Below are 19844 nucleotides of genomic sequence, written 5' to 3' on the forward strand. Positions count from 1 at the left end.
TAAGTTGTGTTTTGTAGAGTATGAGGGCACTCATCAATGGTGGGTGAATAACAACAATAACAAGGATAATAAAAAACAATGAAAATGCGTTTAAATCTAAGCCTCTTGCTGATTTCGACGGCTCTTAGTCCAGTTGCGCTTGCTAATACTAGCTACCCTGATGGTTACTACCTTGAAGCTGAGGGGCTAAGTGGGAATGCGTTGAAAGACATGCTTGGTGTGATTGCTGCTCGCGGGCAAAAGCAACTCACTTACACTCAGGTGTGGTCTGCATTGAAAGACACCAACGAAGATCCGAATAGCCCGAACAATGTGATTTTGTATTATAGCGGTCGTTCACAATCTAAAGACTTTACGTCATCAGGCAACAACGACAAGAATGCTTGGAACCGTGAACACCTTTGGCCAAAATCTTTTGGTTTCAAGCGTAAAGATCAGTGGGGGTATACGGACATTCACCATCTTCAACCAACCGATGCAGAGATTAACTCCATCCGTTCGAACAAAGACTTCGATTTTGGTGGAGCGCCATTGAAAAAGTCACCGCTTAACAAGACGGATTACGACAGCTTTGAACCTCGCGATGCAGTGAAAGGGGATACCGCTCGTTCGCTTTTCTACATGGCTGTACGCTATGAGGGAAATGACGCAAAAATGCCTGACTTGTACCTAGTCGATGACACGTCGAGCTCTTCAGGGCAACCTAAGGTTGGAAAACTTTGCACATTATTGCAATGGCATAACGCTGACCCTGTCGATGATTGGGAACGTAACCGCCATGAAAAAGCCGTCAAATGGCAAAGCAACCGCAATCCGTTCATCGACAACCCAAGCTGGGTAAATGACATATATGATAGTCGCTGTAATGGTTGATACATACACTGAAGTCAATTCAAAGAAGCCATCCTAGTGATGGCTTTTTATCTTGCGAACACTTTCTTAGTGAGTGCTATGCAGGCTCGTGACAACGATTGAGTGGTATCCAAGTGTTGGTACCAGTTATTGAACACCAGTTCGAAGTCATTAAGAGTAATCCGACCAAACGTATGATTTCGATATTGCTCACAGAGGTTAAAAAGTCGCTGAGCATTATTAACTGGTGAACTAAAGCGAATCAAAGAGCTGTGCGCAGTGACCTGTTTGTATCGACTATCGAAAGTGACTCTTAGCCCTTGCTCTACCAATGCTTCACGTAACTTGTTTCGGAGCTGTTCAAGTCCATTACCTATAGCAAAGCCTTGGAGGATGATACAGTTTTCAGAAGCACTTATGCCTTTATATTCAATCTCAATGGGTGCAATTGAACCTACAACTTTATTGAAAACCTCAATGTAGGATTGAGCATTAACCTGGGTAATTTCAAAGTTAGCAACGCATGAAATGATGGAAAGAATGGTTAAATGTAACTCCTCCCTAGGATGATAATATTGGTCGGGTTCGAGTATGTTTACAGCCTCTTGAAATCTCATTATTTCGTCGAGAAGAACATTGTTACCTTGTTTTAGATAGGCTAGAGCAGTGATCCCTCTTCGAGTGTCGCTGGGTAGATCTAATAGATATGAATCTAGTTCATATTGGTCGGTTTCAGATGCAACTTTAAAGCGTTGCCACATCTTGTCATAAATTTCTTCGCTCACAGTTTTCCTTCGATACTTATTAAGACAATAGGTGAGTACAGAACTTATCCCATTGAGATGAGTGGCTTAAAATTCATCCTCACTCAAATATTATGTTTAGCTGTTCCATTGCTCGGTTGTGTTGATTTAGGCTTCAACAGCTCCTATTTTCTTAGACATATTAAAACCAGTAATAGAGAAGCCGACTGCTTGGTAGAGCTTCAGTGCTCTTTCATTATGGTACGCGACTCTTAACTTTATTTGTTCAATACCATGCTCCTTAAGCTGCTGCTCTAATAGGCTCAGAGCTTGTTTTCCATAGCCAGCACCTCGGTACAAATTAGATACGTAGAAGTCGTAGATGAAGGTAGATTTATCTTCTGTATTAATGGAGTGCCAAAGGTAGCCGACAAGGCATGGTTGTCCATTTAACTGAGCTTCGATACAAAGAAGCGAATGTTCGTTTCCTTCAAGGCCATTCGGAAAGCAACGATGTAGATCTTTTTTAGCTAGCTCAACGGATCGCTCCATAGAGTGGCCATAGTTTTTCGTTATTTCACGGCTGTAATCGTCAATAAAATAGTCGCAGTAAGCGGGGTACTCTTCATGGCGCATTTCTCTAAGTTTAATCATGTATCTCCTTACTATGTACTTAAATAAAATCGAGATTCAAGGTTCAGATGCGATGTCTTAACTGTAGGTTAGCTCGAAAGGTAAACATGGTGTGCCTTGGTGATATTTAAGCTGCCAACCAGCCTCAGTCAAAACCCATATAGAGCAACGTTTGGCATAGTTACTCACATCACCAAGTTCACTTACCAAAGCAGTCTGATATTTTAGTAAGTGTACCGAAGGGCTTAGTAAAAGGCATTGGTAGTCTTGTGAGTGAATTTTTGAGGTGGAAGGTTCCTCTGCTCTCATCATTTTGACGATAGACATAAAGTCATAGCTATCGCCACTGCGACCGACTTCAGAAAAATCGGGATGTATTAAACGCTTAATATCATTGTTGTTTTGTCGAACTTCATATTGATGAAGATCGATTTCTTGCTGAATTAAAATGTTCAATAGAGCTCCCTAGCGTAGATTTCAAATTACCAGTTATTATGTTACGTATCATCCCTAGAAGCATTGTATAGAGTGCTTAGGGGCTTCGAGGCTTGGTAATAAGCGTTTTGTTATAGAGTCGTTCCATTTACTAACGACCAGTGGTGTGGCATTAATTCACGGATAGTTTTGAACACCAGCTTATTCTCTTTTGTTGAGATAGCTGCTTTAACGTCGCCTCCCCAATGAACCAGTCTTTCTTGGCAGACTCCACAAGGAGATAGCACCAAAAACTCAGTACTCTCGTCTTCTCGACAGATACACAGAGAGTGCGTGACTTTTTCGTTCAATTTATGCGCTTCCAGAAAGGCGCCGACCTCCATACAAAGAGAAAGTGCATCATTTTTCGTATCGGGAGCAATACTAGTTAAAATTTTGCCTGTTTCCGTTCTTACAGCCGCCGCACCGCCCCAGCCTCGCGGATACCGTATTTTAATCAGTTCAACGGCAGCGTGATATAACTCTTGTTCTTCTTGTTTCATTCTATTCCTTTTAATTTGTCGTCATTTGCCGCAGTGAGAGAGGACTACTAGCGCCAAATAGGTGATTGAAGTATTCAGGAGGAAGTATCTCGATGATATCCAATCAAGCGCTTTCGAGAACGGCGGTGCCTATTCGTAATTTATATCGCTTGAGCACGATTAAACCTTAGTTTTTACTGTTGGTAATATATCTAAAACTTATACTTGTTGGCATTTATTAAGATGACGTCAATGCATGTTCTCTTCACAAAATGGAATCTCACTATTGAGTGGTTGCGTTGTTAGATGCGAATTTAAATTATTGACTTGGTTGTGCTTAATTTTTTAGATGTTGTAGTGGACACGAGTTTGCCCTAAACCAAGAGCGTTCTATTTGAATAGGTGGCTGGTTAATTCATGTCTTTTTATTGTATTGCTGATGATTGCTCAGACATACCTAATACCCGGTCAGCTCCATATACCCTATACCTAAGTGTGTTCCTTTAATTGAGATTGGACCCTCCCAATAGGGAACCGATAGTGGCATTTTTGCTTTGGGGTTCAGTGCCGAGACAGTCAGATCTATGCTTTTCGTTGGAATTGATATTTGCCACTCTGTTGGATAATCGCGCCCATCAATTACTGTTTGTTTGGTTGCAGTGAGAGTAATGTCTTGCTGCGAAATGGCAGTACCAGAACCATTTTGCTGCATAAGCCTTGCGTGAGCATAACTGGCTTCGCCTGTTGCTGAGTTTCGCAGTTGGAATACGACTAGGCTGGTTTCATCACTGAGCCTAAGTGCAAACCAATCCCAGCCTTGTTGAGAGTCGAGTAAGAACTGCGAACTCCATTCTCTGTCTATCCAACCTTTGCCTGAAACCTGATGTGTCACACCATCAATCGTCACGTCGCCTGATACATCGATGAATGGTTGGCTGTAGTAGTAGGAGGCGACTTTTCCGTCACCGCTTTTGGTGCTGTAGCCTTGCTCTCCTTGTTTTTGATAGGGAGCGCCGCTAGTCAGTGTTAACGAGTAGCCAAACTGCTCTGAGTTAGCATTCAATGTGGCAGGGAACAAGTCATCGGTAGAAGATGTCCACTGCCAATCATCAAGATAGACGCGAAATGGTGATGTGTTTACTCCTGCCAGTTCTGTGTGATCGCGTGACCATTTTTCATCGGCGTAGTGTTTGTCTTCGGTGGTGACGGCACTGTGCGCCATGTAGATCTGTTGGCTTTGCCATGCGGTTGACTTGTTTTGTTCGACGCTGTTTTCTGGAGCTGCGGCAAAGCGGAACTGTGTCCATTGTACGCCTAGTGTGTTGCCGTCCTCATCGATGAGGTTGGCGGTTAAATACCACCACTCATGACGGAAACTCGGGTGCGCTTGGTGGTCCATAGGGAAGGTGAGTTCAACGTCTTTAATGACGGGACTGTATTGATCACTCTGCTGCTCACTGTTCCCGCCGAGTATTGCCCCCATGTTTTGAGCTGAATTTGGATCGACCTTGTCACACCCCCATAGAGATAGCAGGCTAAGTGAGAGTGCAGCCAGTTGGATTAGCTTACTCTTCAAACCAATGCTCATCACAACACCTCACTTTGCAAGCTAGACACCACAGGTTTACTGACCAAATGCCATAGGGGGATGAGTGTTGCAATCACCGCCACAATAATTGTGATTACGGAGATACTGAGCGCATCACTCCAATTCCATACGTAATTTAAGCTCCAACCAAAGGCGCGCAGGGTGACGATGTCCGTCAACACATAACCGACCATAGCGCCGAGTGGTAACGCGATAACCAGAGTGAAGGCGACCAGAACAACGATTTGCCCGACTACCATTGCCATCAATTTTCTCTGACTAACACCGAGCGCATACAACCTTGCAATAGCGGCTTTGCGTGCATCGAGCAACATGAAACAGGCGCAGAACAACCCTATCACCGCCACCATTAAAGTGACGCCATTAAGCGCCCGAGTAATGGCAAAAGTTTGTGAGAAGATATCCAAAGCGATCGATTTGATCTGTGCTTGGTCGTAAAGCTGGCTAGGGTACAAATTGAGTTGTTGGCGTAGCTGTTCGTAAACCACTTGTGGGTCGCCAGAGACTTTGATTCCCAAACTGGTGGGTAAGTGTGTAAATCCGCTTTCGATCCACAAATAAGGCGCAAGTAACACTTCACCATTCGGTGAGCCGTAATCGTGGAAAATCGCCCCGACGATGAGTGTTTTGTCTTGGATCGCGTCGAGCTTGAGTTGGCTTCCAAGAGACAAGTCGAGTTTCACCGCTGTAGGTTCGCTGATCGCCACTAATTCACCTTGGTAAAAGCGCGTCCAAAAGTCATCAACGCGGGATTGGAACACCATGGTTTGCTCAAGTGTGTCTCTGTCTTTGGTGCCGAGCAAAGTCGGTAAGCCCTGCAAGTTATCATCGACGTAGTATTGTTTGTAGACGGTTTCAACGTTCTCAAACTGTTCTAACGCGCGCACAACATTCGCGATTTCACCTTGGGCAGGGCTAACGTAAATATCAGCATGTAAGCGCTGTTCAAGCCATTGCTTTAACGTGGATTCAAAGCTGCCGACTAAGGTATTCATTCCCACATTTGCGGTGACAGCGAGAAGCAACGCCATCATGGCAAGGGAGAGAGGGGAGATAAGTTCACGCAGCTCAGCAAACAGATATTGTATTAATCCCGATTGGGTGCGTTTTTCGCTCCAGTTTGCTAGCACACTGAGCGTTTTAGGCAGATATAAGGGAATCGACACCATTAACACACCGAGCCATGCCATGGTGAAGCGGTGATGCTCGCTCAACGATAACCCAGCTAACGCGAGAATGGTTAACACTGACCCGATAACAAACAGCTGATTTTCGTTAGACGTTTCCGGCGCTTGATAGAAACCGCCATGGGAAGAGAGAGGTTGTCGCACTCGCTGTTTAAAGTGCTGCCAACATGCGACAAGCGTTGCGGCCAGCGTGAGTAGCAGAGCCTGCACAAACCATTGCCACTGCCATGTGCCGGGCAGAAGTGTTGCACCATAAAGTTGCTCTAGCGTTATCGCGACGGTTGGATGTAGCCAATGGCTGAGTTGAATGCCGAGTATGAAACCAAGCGATGCGCCCAGTGTGATTAAAACCGTAAGCTCGACTAACAGAGCTGAAAACACGATGCTTGGCGCAATCCCTGCTTGTTGAAGTTGCACCAACAGCCGATTACGTTTCAGCAAACTGTACTTCACACCGTTGTAAGCGATGAATAAGCCAACCAAAAACGCCAACAAACTCATGGCGGTGAGATTGAGGTGAAAGCTATCGGTAATTGAACCGAGATCCGTACTTTGGTTGTTGGAAATCCATTGCCCTTGTGTGCCTATTAGGCTTTGCCACGTATCCTGAGTATTGCTGTTCGTGTCAAAAACAGCGATATAGCTCAGTTGCCCTCGCTTGTTAAGCAGTTGTTGAGCGAATCCAATGTCCATCAACATTCGGCTACCGAGTTGCCATTCATCTGGCAATACCACAACTTTGGTGAGCACTTCATCCAAAGTGAGCGTGTCCACTTCGTCCAAACTCTGGTGCTGAGATTGGCTCATCATCACAATGGGTTCACCCGCTAAGAGTTGCGGCAAAGGTAAGGCATTGTCGAACAGGGAAATGTTTGGCTCTTTGGCTTGAGTATTGCTTTTTTCGTCGATGCGAGCGTGGCGAGCTCTTGAAGTGAGGGCGGCGATTAGCTCACTGCCTTGAACTGACCAGCGTCGGCCTTGTTCGTCTCTTACTCGCCCTTCTATAACAGGTAGCGCTGCGCTTAATCCACTTTGTCTTAAGCTGAAGTAGAGCGATTCCGGCAAATAGTTTTGCCCTGCTGGTGGAATGATAAGGTTCTGCGCTTGAGCGCTCAGTTGCTCGGTCGATTCTGCATAGCTGCGCTTGGCATTGAGGTTGATGGCTTGCACCGCGACAAACAAGGTGACTGCAAGCACAATGCCGATCAGAATCGCTGCGGCTTGCAATGGTGACTGACGATAGTGCGCCGCGAATAGATTCAGAGTCAGTTTGGTATGGGTGAGCTGGTTCTGAGCGAAGCCAGTTTGCTTCATTGGATTAATCACAACGCTGCTGCTCTTGGGGTTAGATCCGCGTTCCTTAAACAACCATCATCTAACACCAATTTTGTCTGCATAAAGCTGGCACATTCTGGGCTGTGCGTAACCAAAAGCACCGCAGTGTTGCCTTGTGTAGTGATTTCACTCAACAGCTTCATTACCTCAATGCCTGCTTTGTGGTCGAGGTTGCCTGTGGGTTCATCAGCAAGCAATAGTTTGGGTTTATGGGCTAGCGCACGCGCTATTGCGACTCGTTGTTGCTGACCGCCAGAGAGTGCGGATACATGTCTTTCGAGTAGCTCGCTGATACCCAATGCGTCAACTAAATAGTCGCACCAGTCGCTCCATTTCTGTTGATTTAAATGAAGAGGGAAGGCAATGTTTTGTTTTACGTTGAGTGGCGTTAGCAAGTTGAACTGTTGAAAGATCACGCCTAATTTTTGATGGCGGAGTCGGCTCCACTGTGGGTCTTTCCAATTTGATGTGTTCTCGCCATCGAGCCACAATTCGCCACCAGATAGTGGTTCAAACCCTGCAATGATGTTCAGCAAAGTACTTTTTCCGCTGCCACTCGCCCCTGTCAAAGCTACGCTTGCCCTTGTTGCCAAAGCGAAGTCGACATTTTCCAGCACGTGATGGATATCTTTACCATCAACAAAGCTTTTTCTGGCATGTGTGAGTGTGACAATTGGGCTTTCCATTACCTTTCCTTATAACCAAAACTTACCATCAAAAGGTGTCGTTACTTGTGGCAATTACCGAATCGACAAGCTCTATAAAACTGTAGACAACAATTTCAAACAATAGAGCGATTTATATCGAATTATTAATAACTTGTACTTTGAAAAGAGGGAAATAGATCAGTGCAAGGAAGAATGTAGATTTTGGTGGGAGCTTAGAGTCACCTAGGAGGCTCTTAGATTTTTCGTCAGATGGTTCGTGCTGTTTCTTTAGTTTGTTCCTGTTCCATTCTTTCTAATGCTGTTCATTGTGTAAAATCTTGTTACTCAAATTAAACATTTCTAAAAGCAGTGACAGGTTGATTTTTAACTCATAGCACTTTACCAACTATGAGTTAGCCTTTGTGGCTCATTCACCAATATCAACAGTTTTACTCAGTTCAGATGTAATGTTGGAAGATGGGAATGACAACGACTTAGCCATGCTCTAAGCGTCGTTAAGTCGTTATTGGTTTGAGGTCAGGGATTAATTGAGCGCTTCAATCAGAGTGATTTCGCGTTTGATTTGCTTACTCTCTTGCTCAGTCGCCTGCGGCAGTTTCTTTTCGCGTGTGGTTATGGCTGCTTGTTTGGCTTCGTCAGATTTGAACATCAGTTCTTTCACGTTGATAGAAGCGATGTTTGTGTAGCGGCCATCGTCACTGGTCGGGATTGATATGGTTTCATCGTTAATCAATGACTTTACGATCTCACGCTGTTCATTGTAACGGCTCTCTAAACCAGAAAGTGCCCATCGTTGTTGAGGCTTGCCTTCATACTGACCGTTCTTTTCTTCCTTAAGAAACTTGATGGTCATATTACGGATCGTGCCTGCTTCTTCTCCATACTCTGCTTCCGTATCAAAAAGTACAGGGAACGATTCACCTTCTAGCACGCCGCCTTTCTTGGTTAGATGACCCATTCGATAGCTATTCATACCAATACGGATCTTTGTTTGATCAGTAACCGGTGTGCCATCAGCAAACACAAGGTTGGTGATGCGGGTACCTGCAGGTTGAGTGAGGTCGATGGTATAAGTCACGCCCGCGAAGAAGTCATTGGTTGAGTATTTTGAAGCTCTGCGCTCAGGGTTAAAGCTGTAGGTTACATCGCCAGGTTGTACTGAGTTGAAGTAGCCCGCAGACCATTCCATGTAGGTTCTCAGCTCTTTGCCTGTCATCTGGTAGACAGTGATTTCGCCACCTGCGTATTGGTAGTTGTACGCGATGTCTTTGGCTTTGATTGGGCCAACATCGAGCTCGGCATTGTCGTTGTCTATTTGAAGTGCGATGACATTGGCTTTGGGTGCATAGAAGAAGCTCGCTTCTTGGAATAGCGCACTGATGCCAGTGTCTTGAACATGGACTTGAGGGATACCGCGGATTTCGTTTTCAGGGACTAAATCAACGCCGGTAAGCTGAGCGACAGGTCGATTCGCCATTTCTCGGAGTTGTTTGTGATAAGGCTGGTATAACTCGTCCATATTCTCATCAGAGTCGATACCTTTAATTTTATAGGTGAAGCTGTCTTTGTTAACGAGAGTGAATTTGCCATCGCGCTCTTCAAATTGAAGATCGATACGAGATAGGGCGCGGCCATATTTGTCGGGTTCAGTAATAATAACGCCATTTACAACGGCCTTATCGATGCGAGTGTGCATGTGGCCAGCGACGATGGCATCAAGCTCTGGGTTTGCATTGGCAATGTCGGTGACACCGGTGTCGGCAATGTCATTCTCGTTCTCAATCCCCATATGGGCAACCAATACGATGGCATCCACTTTATCATCAATTTCTTTGACGATTTTCTTCACTTCCAAGGTTGGATTAGTGAAAGTGACGCCTTCTAAACGGTTTGTACCTTGCGCAAAGACCTCCGTCATTGGGGTATCCATTCCTATCACACCGATCTTAATACCACCTCGTTCTAGAATGGTGTAACCCGGTAAGAATGGGTTTCCGTTTTTGTTCTTAATGTTGCCACCGAGAGACTGCCCTTTAAATTGGGTAACGGCTCTGTTGAGGGTTTTGAGGCCAAAATCGAATTCGTGGTTACCTAAAACCCACACATCGTATTTCATGTGATTAAAGCCAAGCATCATTGGATCAACGGGCTCGTCTTTGAAGGTTTCGACGAAGTTGCCTTGGATGGTGTCACCAGCGTCGACAAGGATAATGTTAGATTGCTCTTTTCGGATCTCACCAACCTTGGTCGCGATTTGGCTCAAGCTACCACGAGTGTTGAGTTTATCTGCCGCGTAATCCCACGCCATAAAATGACCGTGTATATCTGAAGTACCCAGTATCGTGACATCGTGTATGTCGCCATCAGCTGCAAAGGTGGGAAAGGCTAGAGATAGTAGGATGGCGCTTGATAGTATGTGTCTTTTCATAAGTATGTTCACATCGTGGTTTTCAGTATGGCGCTACCATATAGAATTGAGGTTATCTTGTGAGTGATTAATGTCATATTTCTAATGATATAAATAATTAATGTTTCAAATAAATGTGACTCATGACCATCTCAAAACAACTTAAGTTATGATGAAATCGGCCACAACTCTTCGCTCTCTTTTCAACACTTGAATCCTTTAATCAAACTTTCTAACTAAGCGTTGGTGTATTAATCAGCACGTTTGTAAGCTGTTGAACGTTTTGCCTGTTGAAATAAATAAGGTATATATCGCCAACCTTCACTTACTGTGGGAGTAAGACGATCTTGCCATCTAAACGTGTGGTTTTCGATTCAATGAGATCAATCGCGGTTTGAACTTTATCGAATGACAGATAGCGGTCAACGTCGAGCTGAATGTCGTTTGTGATGAAGTGATCTAGCATGGTTGTGAACTTATCACGGCGAACATCTTTACCTGCTGCTTCTTCCCAATAACGTAAGAAGAAGGTGCTGAAATCGATGTGTTGGCTTTTCGCGTACTCAAAGAAGCGTGGCTCGTAAAAATCTAGAGACAGCGTCCCATAGTTGATAAAACGCCCATTATTGCCAAGGGTGTGAATAAGATCGGTTCCGGGTGAACCACCAATTGCATCAAAGGCGACGGTTGGAGTAGGCAAGCCTAAGGCCTTAATTTGATTAACTAAATCATCGTTTGAATCTAATACCCAACTTGTGGCAGTTGGGTATCGTTTCGGCTGTGATGTAACAACAATGATGTTGAAGCCGAGCGATGCTGATAATTGGGAGAAGATCTTACCGATGGCAGAGCTGCCTGCGTTAATGATCAACACATCTTCTTGGGTCAGCTTGGTTACTTCTGTCGTTAGGACCCATGCGGTTAGGGGATTAATGTAGAGCTGACAGGCGTAGCCATTATCTAAATGCTGAGGAATTTGGAATAGGTCATTTGGTGATACATCGACATAGTTCTGCCACGTTCCATTGGTTGCTACGAGCACTCGCTGGTTCACTGCAAACTCAGCATTGCTGGACTCTACAAGCCTTCCTACTGCTTCAAACCCCGGTACTCTCGGCGGCTGGCGGCTATGTTTGTATTGGCCCACACCATAAATCGACAACAGATCACTAGGGTTGATGTTAGTCGCTTCAATTTGTACGCGAACTTTATCTTTGTCTAGTGCCCCTAAAGCGACATGTTCTAACTTGAGAGACTCTTTCGGCTGACCGAAACGGAACTGGCTAATTCGGGTATTTTGCATAGTGTCAGTCATAGTTCGGGTACCTTATGGATTATGAGTACTGCATTGATTTTAAGTGTAGCGTGTTCATAAACAACCTTGGGTCGCTAATATTGCTCAACATAGCTGGTGTTGGTAAACCGTCGTCACCAACGCGGTTGACATAGTCTGCCGCCGTATCGAAGATTAAAATATCCAAAGCCAAACGATCCAAGCTATATCGGCCTCGGTGGAGCATATCCGCTGAAAACACCAATAAGTCGCCCGCTTCTGACGGTATCTGCTTGCCACCAGAGATATCATCGCTGCTCACTTTACCATTTTCTTCTTGGCGAACGTTGTACTCTTCTTCGTTATCCCAGCGCTTGTGCGTGCCAGGGATAAGCTCCATACCGGGCTCATCAAAAAGGGGAACACGCAGATGCAGTACCTGAGTTTTCATGATGACTTTCATCTGGTCATCAATGTCGTAGTCGTATTGACAGTCACGATGCCAGAAGTCTTTTTGTTGCGGGTTCACTGGGTTGAAGAACAGCCGTGTATTCATGAATGCCGGTTTGTTCGGAATCACCGCACCTACCACATCAGGGTGAAAAAGATTCTGGTCAACTCCGCAGGGAGTTGTAACAGTAAGTACCCCGTGCATGCTCTGGAGTACCTACTTCAAATTTAGCGGTTAATTTTATTTCTCGTTTCATGGTACTTCATCTACGGCAACTCAATGACTTAGCCTGAATTGGGCAGATTCTCGTCATATTATTACAATGCATTGATGATTTATGCGTTTGAAAAGCATATCCTGTGCCTTTATGTCGTGGAAAGACCGTTTACCGTGTATTCAAAAATATTTCCCTCTCCGTTTGCTGAGCTTTCACCTGTAAAAAAAGTAGCTATTTTAGGGCTGCCACTTATTGCAGCGATTGGTGTTGCTCTGCAATCTTCACAATCGGATCTGACGAAAACGATCGATCTTGATTTACCAGACTCAAACGTTATTGAGTCCATTTTGTCACCTTCTTCTGTTACCGTTATTGAGCCTCCGACATTTGAGTATCAAATTCAAACGGGCGATAACTTGAGTAGCATTTTCACTCAACTTGGATTTTCTTATAAATCGATGATGAGCGTAATGGAAACCGATTTGAACTTTCTTGCGTTAGATACGCTTCGTCCGGGCAATACATTACGTTTCTGGCGTGATGAAGCTACGGGTGAACTTTCCAAAATGGAACTTCAATTTAGCGTCGCAGATAAAGTGGTTTATCGACTGCTTGACGACGGTAGCTACGAATTCAAAGATATTTCTATTCCAGGTGAATGGAAGCAAAAGCCTTTAGTGGGTGATATTCAAGGCAGTTTCTCGATGTCGGCTAATAAGGTTGGCCTGAATAGTCTTGAGATTGATCATATTGTTACTCTATTGAAAGATAAGCTGAATTTTAGCCGTGATTTGCGTGCTGGTGATCAGTTTGAAGTGCTTCAAAAGGCTCAATTTGTTAATGGTGTTGCAACCGGAAAACGTGAAATTGAAGCGATTAAGATCATGAATCGTAACCGCGTTGTGTCAGCGTATTTACATACTGATGGGCAATATTACGATGCCAATGGTGATAGCTTGCAGCGTGCTTTCCAACGTTACCCTGTGAGCAGTGGTTGGCGCCAAAGTTCTCAATTTAATCCTAAGCGCTTACACCCCGTGACTGGGCGAGTCTCACCGCATAACGGTACAGATTTCGCGACGCCGATTGGCACCCCAGTTCAAGCGACGGGTGATGGCAAAGTGATTATGACTCGTAAGCACCCATACGCAGGTAATTACGTTGTTATTCAGCACGGCAGTACTTATAAAACACGCTACCTACATTTGAGTAAAATCCTCGTGCGTAAAGGACAAACGGTATCTCGTGGTCAGCGTATTGGTTTATCAGGCAAAACAGGTCGAGTGACAGGTCCACACTTGCATTACGAACTGATTGAACGTGGTCGCCCTGTTGATGCTATGAAAGCAAACATCCCAATGGCAGATTCTGTGCCGAAAAAGGAAAAAGCGACGTTTGTAGCTGCAAGAGATGAAGCTGACAAGTTGCTAAAGGTAGCGTTAGAAGCACAATCTAATAACAGCTAGCTAGGCCTCTTTAAGGTAACCCTGAATGAGGCTGTTACTCATCAAGTAGTATACTAAAGCCGTGAGAGCATCACTCTAAACAGAGTCCTGCTTTCGCGGCTTTTCTGATCTTGGAGTAACTAAAGCAAGTATTTAAGCTAACGGTTCTGAGTGAGTCACGTAACTGACGATAGCTTCAGGTCGCATCGGTGGTGAGTAGAGGTATCCTTGTATCTTGTCACATCCCATAGCGTGCAGTTTTTCTAATTGTTCACGCTTCTCTACGCCTTCCGCAATTAGTGATACGTCTAGCCTATGGGCAAGTTGAACAATCAACCAAACAACGCTCTCAGAGGTTGAATTGGTCAACAAATTACGGATAAAGGTGGCATCAATTTTAATGCAATCGATAGGGTAGCTGTGAATGTAGTTCAAACTGGAGTAGCCCGTACCGAAATCATCAAGCGCAATGGTAAAGCCTTGTCCTCTCAGGAAGTTTAGTGCCGATTTGGTCTCTTGAGTTGGAGACAACAACACAGTTTCGGTTAGCTCAATAACAAACTCATCAGCTTTAAAGTGATGCTGTTCAATGGTTCTAGTGAGATAGGAAATATAGCGCTTAGAGTCGGTAAGCTCATGCGCGGAACAGTTTATCCCAAGCTTGATCTTGTAACCTAAACCTTGTTCTAACGTGGTTTTGGCGCGGCATACCAATTCAATAATACGCTCACCTAGCTCGACAATTAGCCCTGACTCTTCAGCTACTTGAATGAACTCTACTGGTGAGATGTCACCGTGTCTGGCAGTTTTCCAGCGAGTCAGTACCTCGAAATATTGCCACTGTGCATCACCTTTGCCCACAATGGGTTGCACAACTACATACATTCCATTGCTGTCGGGGACATAGCTTTGTGATATTGGGTTTTCGAGTTCATTGCGCAACGCAGCGATTAACTCGGTTTTTCTTTGGTAGCGAGATCTCAAGTGGGTGTCATAGCATTGAATATGGTTATCTTGACTGTGCTTGCACTCTTTAAGAGCTAAACTGGTGTTGAAGATGATCTGTTCTATGTCTTTGTTATTCCCATCTGAACGGGCAATGCCGATACTAACGTCGAAATCGATTTTGATATCAACATTACTGTAACCTTGCTTTATCTTGGGTAGGATTTGCTCGCAAACTGCTATTGGGTCCGAATGATAGGTAATGAAAGCAAACTCATTGCCAGCAGTCCGGAAAGTCAGATTGCTTTCGGGTAAGGTTCTACGCAATATTTCTGCGACAAATTGAAGTACCTTATCGCCAATATAATTGCCGTGCATGTCATTGATGGCTTTGAAGCTATTGATGTCGAGCAGAGCGAGAGAGAATGGAGTGACGCTCTGTTGAGTGATCGATTCTAAGGTATCAGACAAGCAGCTTCGGTTTAGTACTCCCGTTAAGCTGTCGTGTGATACTTCGTAACGGAGTTGATTAACCAGTTGTTCAGAACGGTCGTTGAACCACATTTCACGCAAGGTGTGGATGATGATGTCAGCGAACAATTGGTGGTGTTTTATCACGTCTTGTTGTTGAACAGGACTTAGAGGCGAGGCAAACGTTGAGAACAACACTCCCATCACTTCACCACTTTGAGTACGAGTAGGGATCGCGATGGAGTTTTGTGAGGTGATTTCCTGTCTAAATGCCGATGTTGGCAATGACTGGATGACATGCTGAGCAAACGAGCAATCCGGGTGTCTTTGATTGACTGCTTGTTGGTAGATCTGTCCATGACGTGCATTGATTTTATCATGTATTACATGGTCAGAGTGGGCGATCACCAAAGGAACGATTTGATCTGGGAAGTGCTTCTTCTCAATGATGCTGGTGTACTGAGTACCAAAGGTTTGATGTAAAGTAAGTACGGCTGACTCTAAAAGGTCGATACCTTCCAATTTCAGTAAACGACCAATGCGCTCTGTGTCTATCATGCTGTTATGCGTATGTTGAGTCATGGTCACCATCCTTAGTTAACCAGATTCACTGTGTAAGCTGTATGTGTATGCTCTTGTCTATACGATTTTGGCACTATGCAGTTTTAAGCTTTAGTACTTATATGCGTCTAGTTTATTATTGTTCGTATTGTATAACTTTTCAAATTAAAATGTGACTTATTTCACAGAGCCTGAGTGCTGCGCTCTTTGTCTAACCTCTCTTTTAAATGATCCAAAAATAACTTGGTTCGCGTATGTGAGTAATCAAGCTTAGGGTAATACGCGTAAACCATTACTTCGTCGGCAGTAATATTTGGCAATACTGGAACTAATGTCCCTTGTTTTAGATCCTCTTTGATCATTGCTTTAATGGTTAAGAGTACGCCCATTCCTCGCTTCGCAGCATGAAACAAGGCCTCTGGATTGGTGGTAGCAAAGTTGCCATTGAGAGTGATGCGTTGCCCTTTAGTGAGTGTGACTTCTCGGGTAGGGCGCTCTCCCCAAATCAAAGAGTTGTGTTGTTCTAAGTCCTGCTCGTTGGCGGGATAACCATGTTTAGCTAAATAGCTTGGCGCTGCATAGAAGCTGGCTTTGTGCTCAAACAGCGGTGTTTTCTTGAAGCTTAACGAGTTGAGCTGTTCCAGTTCACGGCTGATCACCAGATCTAATCCCAGCTCTGGTAATTGCCCTGGCGTGGTCGTGATCAGCTGCACCTTAATATCTGGATATTTTTCTAGGAAATCGCCCATGTGTTGAACGAGAAATTTAGAGCCAACTGCGATGGTGGCTCCAATTTTTAATAGGCCTGCGGGAGTTTGATTAACTGAGCGAGTTTCATCAATGATTGACTGCCAGTTATCGAGTTGATCTTTTGCTCTCTGATAGAAGAGTGCGCCTGCTTCGGTTTGGCTAATTGAGCGAGTGGTGCGCTTTAAAAGTTGAGTGCCAATGCGCTCTTCCAGCCAGCTTACTCTTTTGCTGATCGCTGAGCTGGTGGTGTTCAGTTTTCGAGCTGCACCATTGAAGCTACCTTCTTCCACTACTCTGACATAGCTTTTTACGTTAAGGATCCAATCCATATTATTTCCTGTCGGGACTTAATTAAATTCCAATTTAGCTAATTATCAATTTTTGGTTTTGAATGTAAACTCACCTAACGGACAAATTTCAAACGAATAGGGAATTTTTTGAGCCAATCGACCTTTAAAAAAACGCCGTTACTCTTAGCAATGATGATCATTGCTACGGGCCAGGTGGGTGTGAGCATCTACTTGCCATCATTGCCGCTCATTGCTGCTGACTTAAGTGTTACCCAATTGGATGTACAGCTGCTCGTCACGCTGTTTCTTGTGGGTTTTGGTTTATCGCAGTTATTTTACGGACCGATGTCCGATGCGGTGGGAAGAAGGCCTATATTCTTGTTAGGTCAGGGTGTTTATTTGGTTGGTACTGTCGTTTGTATCGTGTTTTCTGACAACATGATGGCGCTAGAAGTAGGCCGCTTGTTGCAAGGTTTAGGGGCCGGTAGTGCCTCGGTTCTTGGGCGAAGCGTGCTTCGTGACAGCTATGATGGTTCACAGCTTACCAAAGCGTTGTCTTATATCTCGATCACTGTTTCGATCATGCCGATCATTGCGCCAGTATTTGGTGGTTGGATTTCATTTCACCTCGGTTGGCAGGCGGTATTCCTGTTCGTTTTATTGTACTTATTAGCGATATTTACGCTGGGTTACTTTGTTCTGCATGAAACTTTGCCATACGGAAAGAGCCGATTTGATGCCTGCCAGGTGGTGAAGAACTACGGGCGCTTGTTGACCAATCACCAGGTGTTGACCAGTGCTAGTTACAACTGGATGAGCTATGTGGCGAGTTTGGTTTCGTTGTCGTTGTTTCCCTTTTTAATGCAAGAGCAATTAGGGCTGACCGCCGCTGAATATGGCTCATTGATGATTGTCCCTTCGGCAGGCTTACTGATAGGTAGTGTCGCTTTAAATTTGCTCAATCGTAGGTTTAGTACCCCCCAACTGATGAGCCTAGCTATCTTGATTATCTTGGCATCGGGAACTTGGCTTTTGACTCATGAGTTGTCCATCTTTAACTTAGTTTGGGCGTTTACTTGGTTGGCTATAGCACAGGGTATCTCGTTCCCGCTATCAATCAGCATGTTATTAGAGCCTCATAAGAAACAAGCGGGTGCAGTTTCCGCGTTGTCAGGTTCAATCCAGATGTGTTTAGCGGGTTTATTGGGTGGGTATCTGGTAGAGAGTTGGGTCACGACTCATTTACAGCTAGGCGTGTTCTACCTCATCATTGGTGCTGCTATGGGCGGGGTGCTTTGGTCTTCAACCAAAGTGAACAAAAAAAACGATACTGTTGGAGTGGAATATAGCTAATTGCCTAGTTCACTATCGTCCACTCACCATCGTTAATACGTTGTATTTGTGCTGATGGTTTTCTACAATGCTTCGGTCCATTGAATAGGTAAAAACAAAATGCAGCAAAATGAATTTGAAGTACTGGTAAAAGCTATCTGCGCCCTAGATGGCCTGCCTCAAGCGCTTGAGCTATTGAAATCCAATGAGGATACAGAAGTCGCTGAGGCTGCTGCATCACTGACTGGTCAATTTTCACTCGCTGAAGTGGAAGGTGAAAAGCGTATTTACCACGTGACGCTTCAAGAAAATGAACAAGGCGAAGAGCAAGAGTACATCGAACATGTCATGAATGAAGGCGATGACTTAATCAAATTTGCAGCTTGGTTCTTTGAAACAATGTTTGAATTGAAGCAAAAAGACACATACCAAATTGCCGGTAAAACTTACAGACAGCCGAAGCGCAGCTAGGGTTTTCAGTAAAGTATTTTAGAAAGCAGCTCTCTTGAGCTGCTTTTTTATAAGTGGCTAAACCAATGTCTTGGATTGTTATTAGGAATGGAGCATTAAGCTCAAACCGGACTTCAGGTTAACTCATTGATATACATATACAATGCTGATTAGCACAGAGGCAAAATTAGGTTTATTGCAATTTAATAGCTCGCATTGCAGTAAAGTGTGACTTATATCTTGTTTTTGGGTGTTTTCAGTGTAAAATCCGCGCTAAAGAAAGTTGATTATGTGCGGAGATAAGCATGAATTATGAACTAGGCCACGCATACCTTGGTCAAATGGCAGCAAAAAACATGATGCACGAAGCAATGTACGGTAAGTCAAAGCCGAAAAAGCATCATTCATCAAGCGAATGATGAAGAAAATGGCTAAGTAACCATTTTCCAAAACGGAATTTTAAAAGGCCTTAAACTCTTTGAAGTTTAAGGCCTTTTTAGTTTCAGCGGTTGATGACTTTCATAGCTGTATTTTGTTGTGGATGGACACAACAATATTAATTCGATAGCTGCCGCTTATTAAAGAGTGACGCGAATGAAGTTAGCCTGCTGATTGGTTGGATAAATCGACGACGTTATTTGGAGTGCTATCTAGACCATTTTCCTTCATCCAAGCTTCCAAGTTATCAGCCCCGCCGATGTACTTATTATCAAGCCAGATCTGAGGCACGGTCACTGGCGTTTTTTGACCGATGTGCGCTTTCACCTCAGGAATCATTCGATACAGAGCTGCACTGTCTTTAACCACATCATGGTAGGTATACTCGACACCTGCTTCATCCAACATGTTCTTCGCTTTTACGCAGTATGGGCAGGTCGCTTTGCCGTAAACAATATTGCCTTTTAGGCTATCTCGTTTTGTCCATTCTTGGATTACCGATTGGACGAGCACACCACGGTTGAGCGCTTCACCTTGGCTTACCACCTTGCCTTCAACAATAAGGATCGGAGCGTGCCAAGAACCAAGTTTTAACGGTTCCCACCAGTAAGATAACCAATCTTTTACTTCCAGTTCGATATCGACATCTGCCAGCTCATTCTCAAAAGTATCTTTAAGAATATCTTTGGTCAGAGTACATTCTCCACATGGGATGTTCACTTTAAATGGACCCCAGCTACCTGCCCAACGGTACAGTGTAATCTTGACTGGTTTCTTCATGGTTACGGCCTCGTTTGAATTCTCTTATCCATATAGAACGGACAGTCGAAC

At 44.3% G+C, this 19844-nt stretch carries 16 protein-coding genes and 1 pseudogene; 4 read left to right on the forward strand and 13 right to left on the reverse strand.

What is annotated here, in order from left to right; genetic code table 11:
- The first annotated feature begins 78 nt into the window (after positions 1 to 78).
- The gene (locus L1D11_RS04900; protein WP_239832380.1) at positions 79 to 873 is read left to right on the forward strand and encodes an endonuclease; all 795 of its coding nucleotides are present in this window, start codon (positions 79 to 81) and stop codon (positions 871 to 873) included.
- Between the two features lie 47 nt (positions 874 to 920).
- Here L1D11_RS04900 and L1D11_RS04905 read toward each other — a convergent pair whose 3' ends face one another.
- From L1D11_RS04905 to L1D11_RS04950, 10 genes and pseudogenes are all read right to left on the reverse strand, one after another.
- A complete protein-coding gene (locus L1D11_RS04905; RefSeq protein ID WP_239832381.1) occupies positions 921 to 1637 on the reverse strand; it encodes a hypothetical protein in 717 nt (238 codons plus the stop codon).
- A gap of 126 nt (positions 1638 to 1763) precedes the next feature.
- Positions 1764 to 2249 carry a GNAT family N-acetyltransferase gene (locus tag L1D11_RS04910; RefSeq protein ID WP_239832382.1) on the reverse strand — a complete coding sequence of 162 codons (486 nt, stop codon included), beginning with the start codon at positions 2247 to 2249 and terminating at the stop codon, positions 1764 to 1766.
- A gap of 57 nt (positions 2250 to 2306) precedes the next feature.
- Positions 2307 to 2684: a DUF4440 domain-containing protein gene (locus L1D11_RS04915; protein WP_239832383.1), complete on the reverse strand. Its 378-nt coding sequence runs from the start codon at positions 2682 to 2684 to the stop codon at positions 2307 to 2309.
- 110 nt (positions 2685 to 2794) lie between these two features.
- The gene (locus L1D11_RS04920) at positions 2795 to 3205 is read right to left on the reverse strand and encodes a cytidine deaminase (protein WP_239832384.1); all 411 of its coding nucleotides are present in this window, start codon (positions 3203 to 3205) and stop codon (positions 2795 to 2797) included.
- Positions 3206 to 3641: 436 nt separating this feature from the next.
- On the reverse strand, positions 3642 to 4772 hold the full coding sequence (locus tag L1D11_RS04925; RefSeq protein ID WP_239832385.1) for a lipocalin-like domain-containing protein: 1131 nt from the start codon (positions 4770 to 4772) through the stop codon (positions 3642 to 3644).
- Positions 4772 to 7294, reverse strand: coding sequence for an ABC transporter permease (locus L1D11_RS04930; RefSeq protein ID WP_239832389.1), 2523 nt, complete (start codon positions 7292 to 7294; stop codon positions 4772 to 4774). Before L1D11_RS04930 ends, L1D11_RS04925 begins: the two co-directional genes overlap by 1 nt.
- 8 nt (positions 7295 to 7302) lie before the next feature.
- A complete protein-coding gene (locus tag L1D11_RS04935) occupies positions 7303 to 8001 on the reverse strand; it encodes an ABC transporter ATP-binding protein (RefSeq protein WP_239832386.1) in 699 nt (232 codons plus the stop codon).
- A 505-nt stretch (positions 8002 to 8506) separates the two neighbouring features.
- On the reverse strand, positions 8507 to 10411 hold the full coding sequence (locus tag L1D11_RS04940) for a bifunctional UDP-sugar hydrolase/5'-nucleotidase (protein ID WP_239832387.1): 1905 nt from the start codon (positions 10409 to 10411) through the stop codon (positions 8507 to 8509).
- A 304-nt stretch (positions 10412 to 10715) separates the two neighbouring features.
- On the reverse strand, positions 10716 to 11705 hold the full coding sequence (locus L1D11_RS04945) for a zinc-dependent alcohol dehydrogenase family protein (RefSeq protein ID WP_239833586.1): 990 nt from the start codon (positions 11703 to 11705) through the stop codon (positions 10716 to 10718).
- Positions 11706 to 11724: 19 nt separating this feature from the next.
- Positions 11725 to 12258: pseudogene (locus L1D11_RS04950) on the reverse strand (phytanoyl-CoA dioxygenase family protein); the annotation flags it as partial.
- A gap of 246 nt (positions 12259 to 12504) precedes the next feature.
- On the opposite strand from L1D11_RS04950, the gene L1D11_RS04955 reads away from it, so the two are divergent.
- On the forward strand, positions 12505 to 13797 hold the full coding sequence (locus L1D11_RS04955) for a peptidoglycan DD-metalloendopeptidase family protein (protein ID WP_239833587.1): 1293 nt from the start codon (positions 12505 to 12507) through the stop codon (positions 13795 to 13797).
- Between the two features lie 132 nt (positions 13798 to 13929).
- Here L1D11_RS04955 and L1D11_RS04960 read toward each other — a convergent pair whose 3' ends face one another.
- Both L1D11_RS04960 and L1D11_RS04965 read right to left on the reverse strand, forming a co-directional pair.
- Positions 13930 to 15774 (reverse strand): GGDEF domain-containing phosphodiesterase, encoded by a 1845-nt coding sequence (locus tag L1D11_RS04960; protein WP_239833588.1) that lies wholly within the window; start codon positions 15772 to 15774, stop codon positions 13930 to 13932.
- A 161-nt stretch (positions 15775 to 15935) separates the two neighbouring features.
- Positions 15936 to 16832 (reverse strand): LysR family transcriptional regulator, encoded by an 897-nt coding sequence (locus tag L1D11_RS04965; RefSeq protein ID WP_239833589.1) that lies wholly within the window; start codon positions 16830 to 16832, stop codon positions 15936 to 15938.
- A gap of 108 nt (positions 16833 to 16940) precedes the next feature.
- Between L1D11_RS04965 and L1D11_RS04970 the strand changes: the two genes are divergently transcribed.
- Positions 16941 to 18146 (forward strand): multidrug effflux MFS transporter, encoded by a 1206-nt coding sequence (locus L1D11_RS04970; RefSeq protein WP_239833590.1) that lies wholly within the window; start codon positions 16941 to 16943, stop codon positions 18144 to 18146.
- A 99-nt stretch (positions 18147 to 18245) separates the two neighbouring features.
- Positions 18246 to 18596, forward strand: coding sequence for a hypothetical protein (locus L1D11_RS04975; protein WP_136978590.1), 351 nt, complete (start codon positions 18246 to 18248; stop codon positions 18594 to 18596).
- Between the two features lie 579 nt (positions 18597 to 19175).
- Here L1D11_RS04975 and L1D11_RS04980 read toward each other — a convergent pair.
- Complete coding sequence (locus L1D11_RS04980) at positions 19176 to 19793, reverse strand: glutaredoxin (protein ID WP_239833591.1); 618 nt, start codon at positions 19791 to 19793, stop codon at positions 19176 to 19178.
- Positions 19794 to 19844: the final 51 nt, after the last annotated feature.

Origin of the sequence: Vibrio sp. Isolate32, from assembly GCF_022397955.1 — a bacterium.
Taxonomy (GTDB): domain Bacteria; phylum Pseudomonadota; class Gammaproteobacteria; order Enterobacterales; family Vibrionaceae; genus Vibrio.

Coding starts and splice junctions, on each gene's coding strand:
- L1D11_RS04900 (WP_239832380.1), top strand. CDS start 79: ATGAAAATGCGTTTAAATCTAAGCCTCTTGCTGATTTCGACGGCTCTT.
- L1D11_RS04910 (WP_239832382.1), bottom strand. CDS start 2,249: ATGATTAAACTTAGAGAAATGCGCCATGAAGAGTACCCCGCTTACTGC.
- L1D11_RS04920 (WP_239832384.1), bottom strand. CDS start 3,205: ATGAAACAAGAAGAACAAGAGTTATATCACGCTGCCGTTGAACTGATT.
- L1D11_RS04925 (WP_239832385.1), bottom strand. CDS start 4,772: ATGAGCATTGGTTTGAAGAGTAAGCTAATCCAACTGGCTGCACTCTCA.
- L1D11_RS04930 (WP_239832389.1), bottom strand. CDS start 7,294: ATGAAGCAAACTGGCTTCGCTCAGAACCAGCTCACCCATACCAAACTG.
- L1D11_RS04935 (WP_239832386.1), bottom strand. CDS start 8,001: ATGGAAAGCCCAATTGTCACACTCACACATGCCAGAAAAAGCTTTGTT.
- L1D11_RS04940 (WP_239832387.1), bottom strand. CDS start 10,411: ATGAAAAGACACATACTATCAAGCGCCATCCTACTATCTCTAGCCTTT.
- L1D11_RS04945 (WP_239833586.1), bottom strand. CDS start 11,705: ATGACTGACACTATGCAAAATACCCGAATTAGCCAGTTCCGTTTCGGT.
- L1D11_RS04960 (WP_239833588.1), bottom strand. CDS start 15,774: ATGACTCAACATACGCATAACAGCATGATAGACACAGAGCGCATTGGT.
- L1D11_RS04965 (WP_239833589.1), bottom strand. CDS start 16,832: ATGGATTGGATCCTTAACGTAAAAAGCTATGTCAGAGTAGTGGAAGAA.
- L1D11_RS04975 (WP_136978590.1), top strand. CDS start 18,246: ATGCAGCAAAATGAATTTGAAGTACTGGTAAAAGCTATCTGCGCCCTA.
- L1D11_RS04980 (WP_239833591.1), bottom strand. CDS start 19,793: ATGAAGAAACCAGTCAAGATTACACTGTACCGTTGGGCAGGTAGCTGG.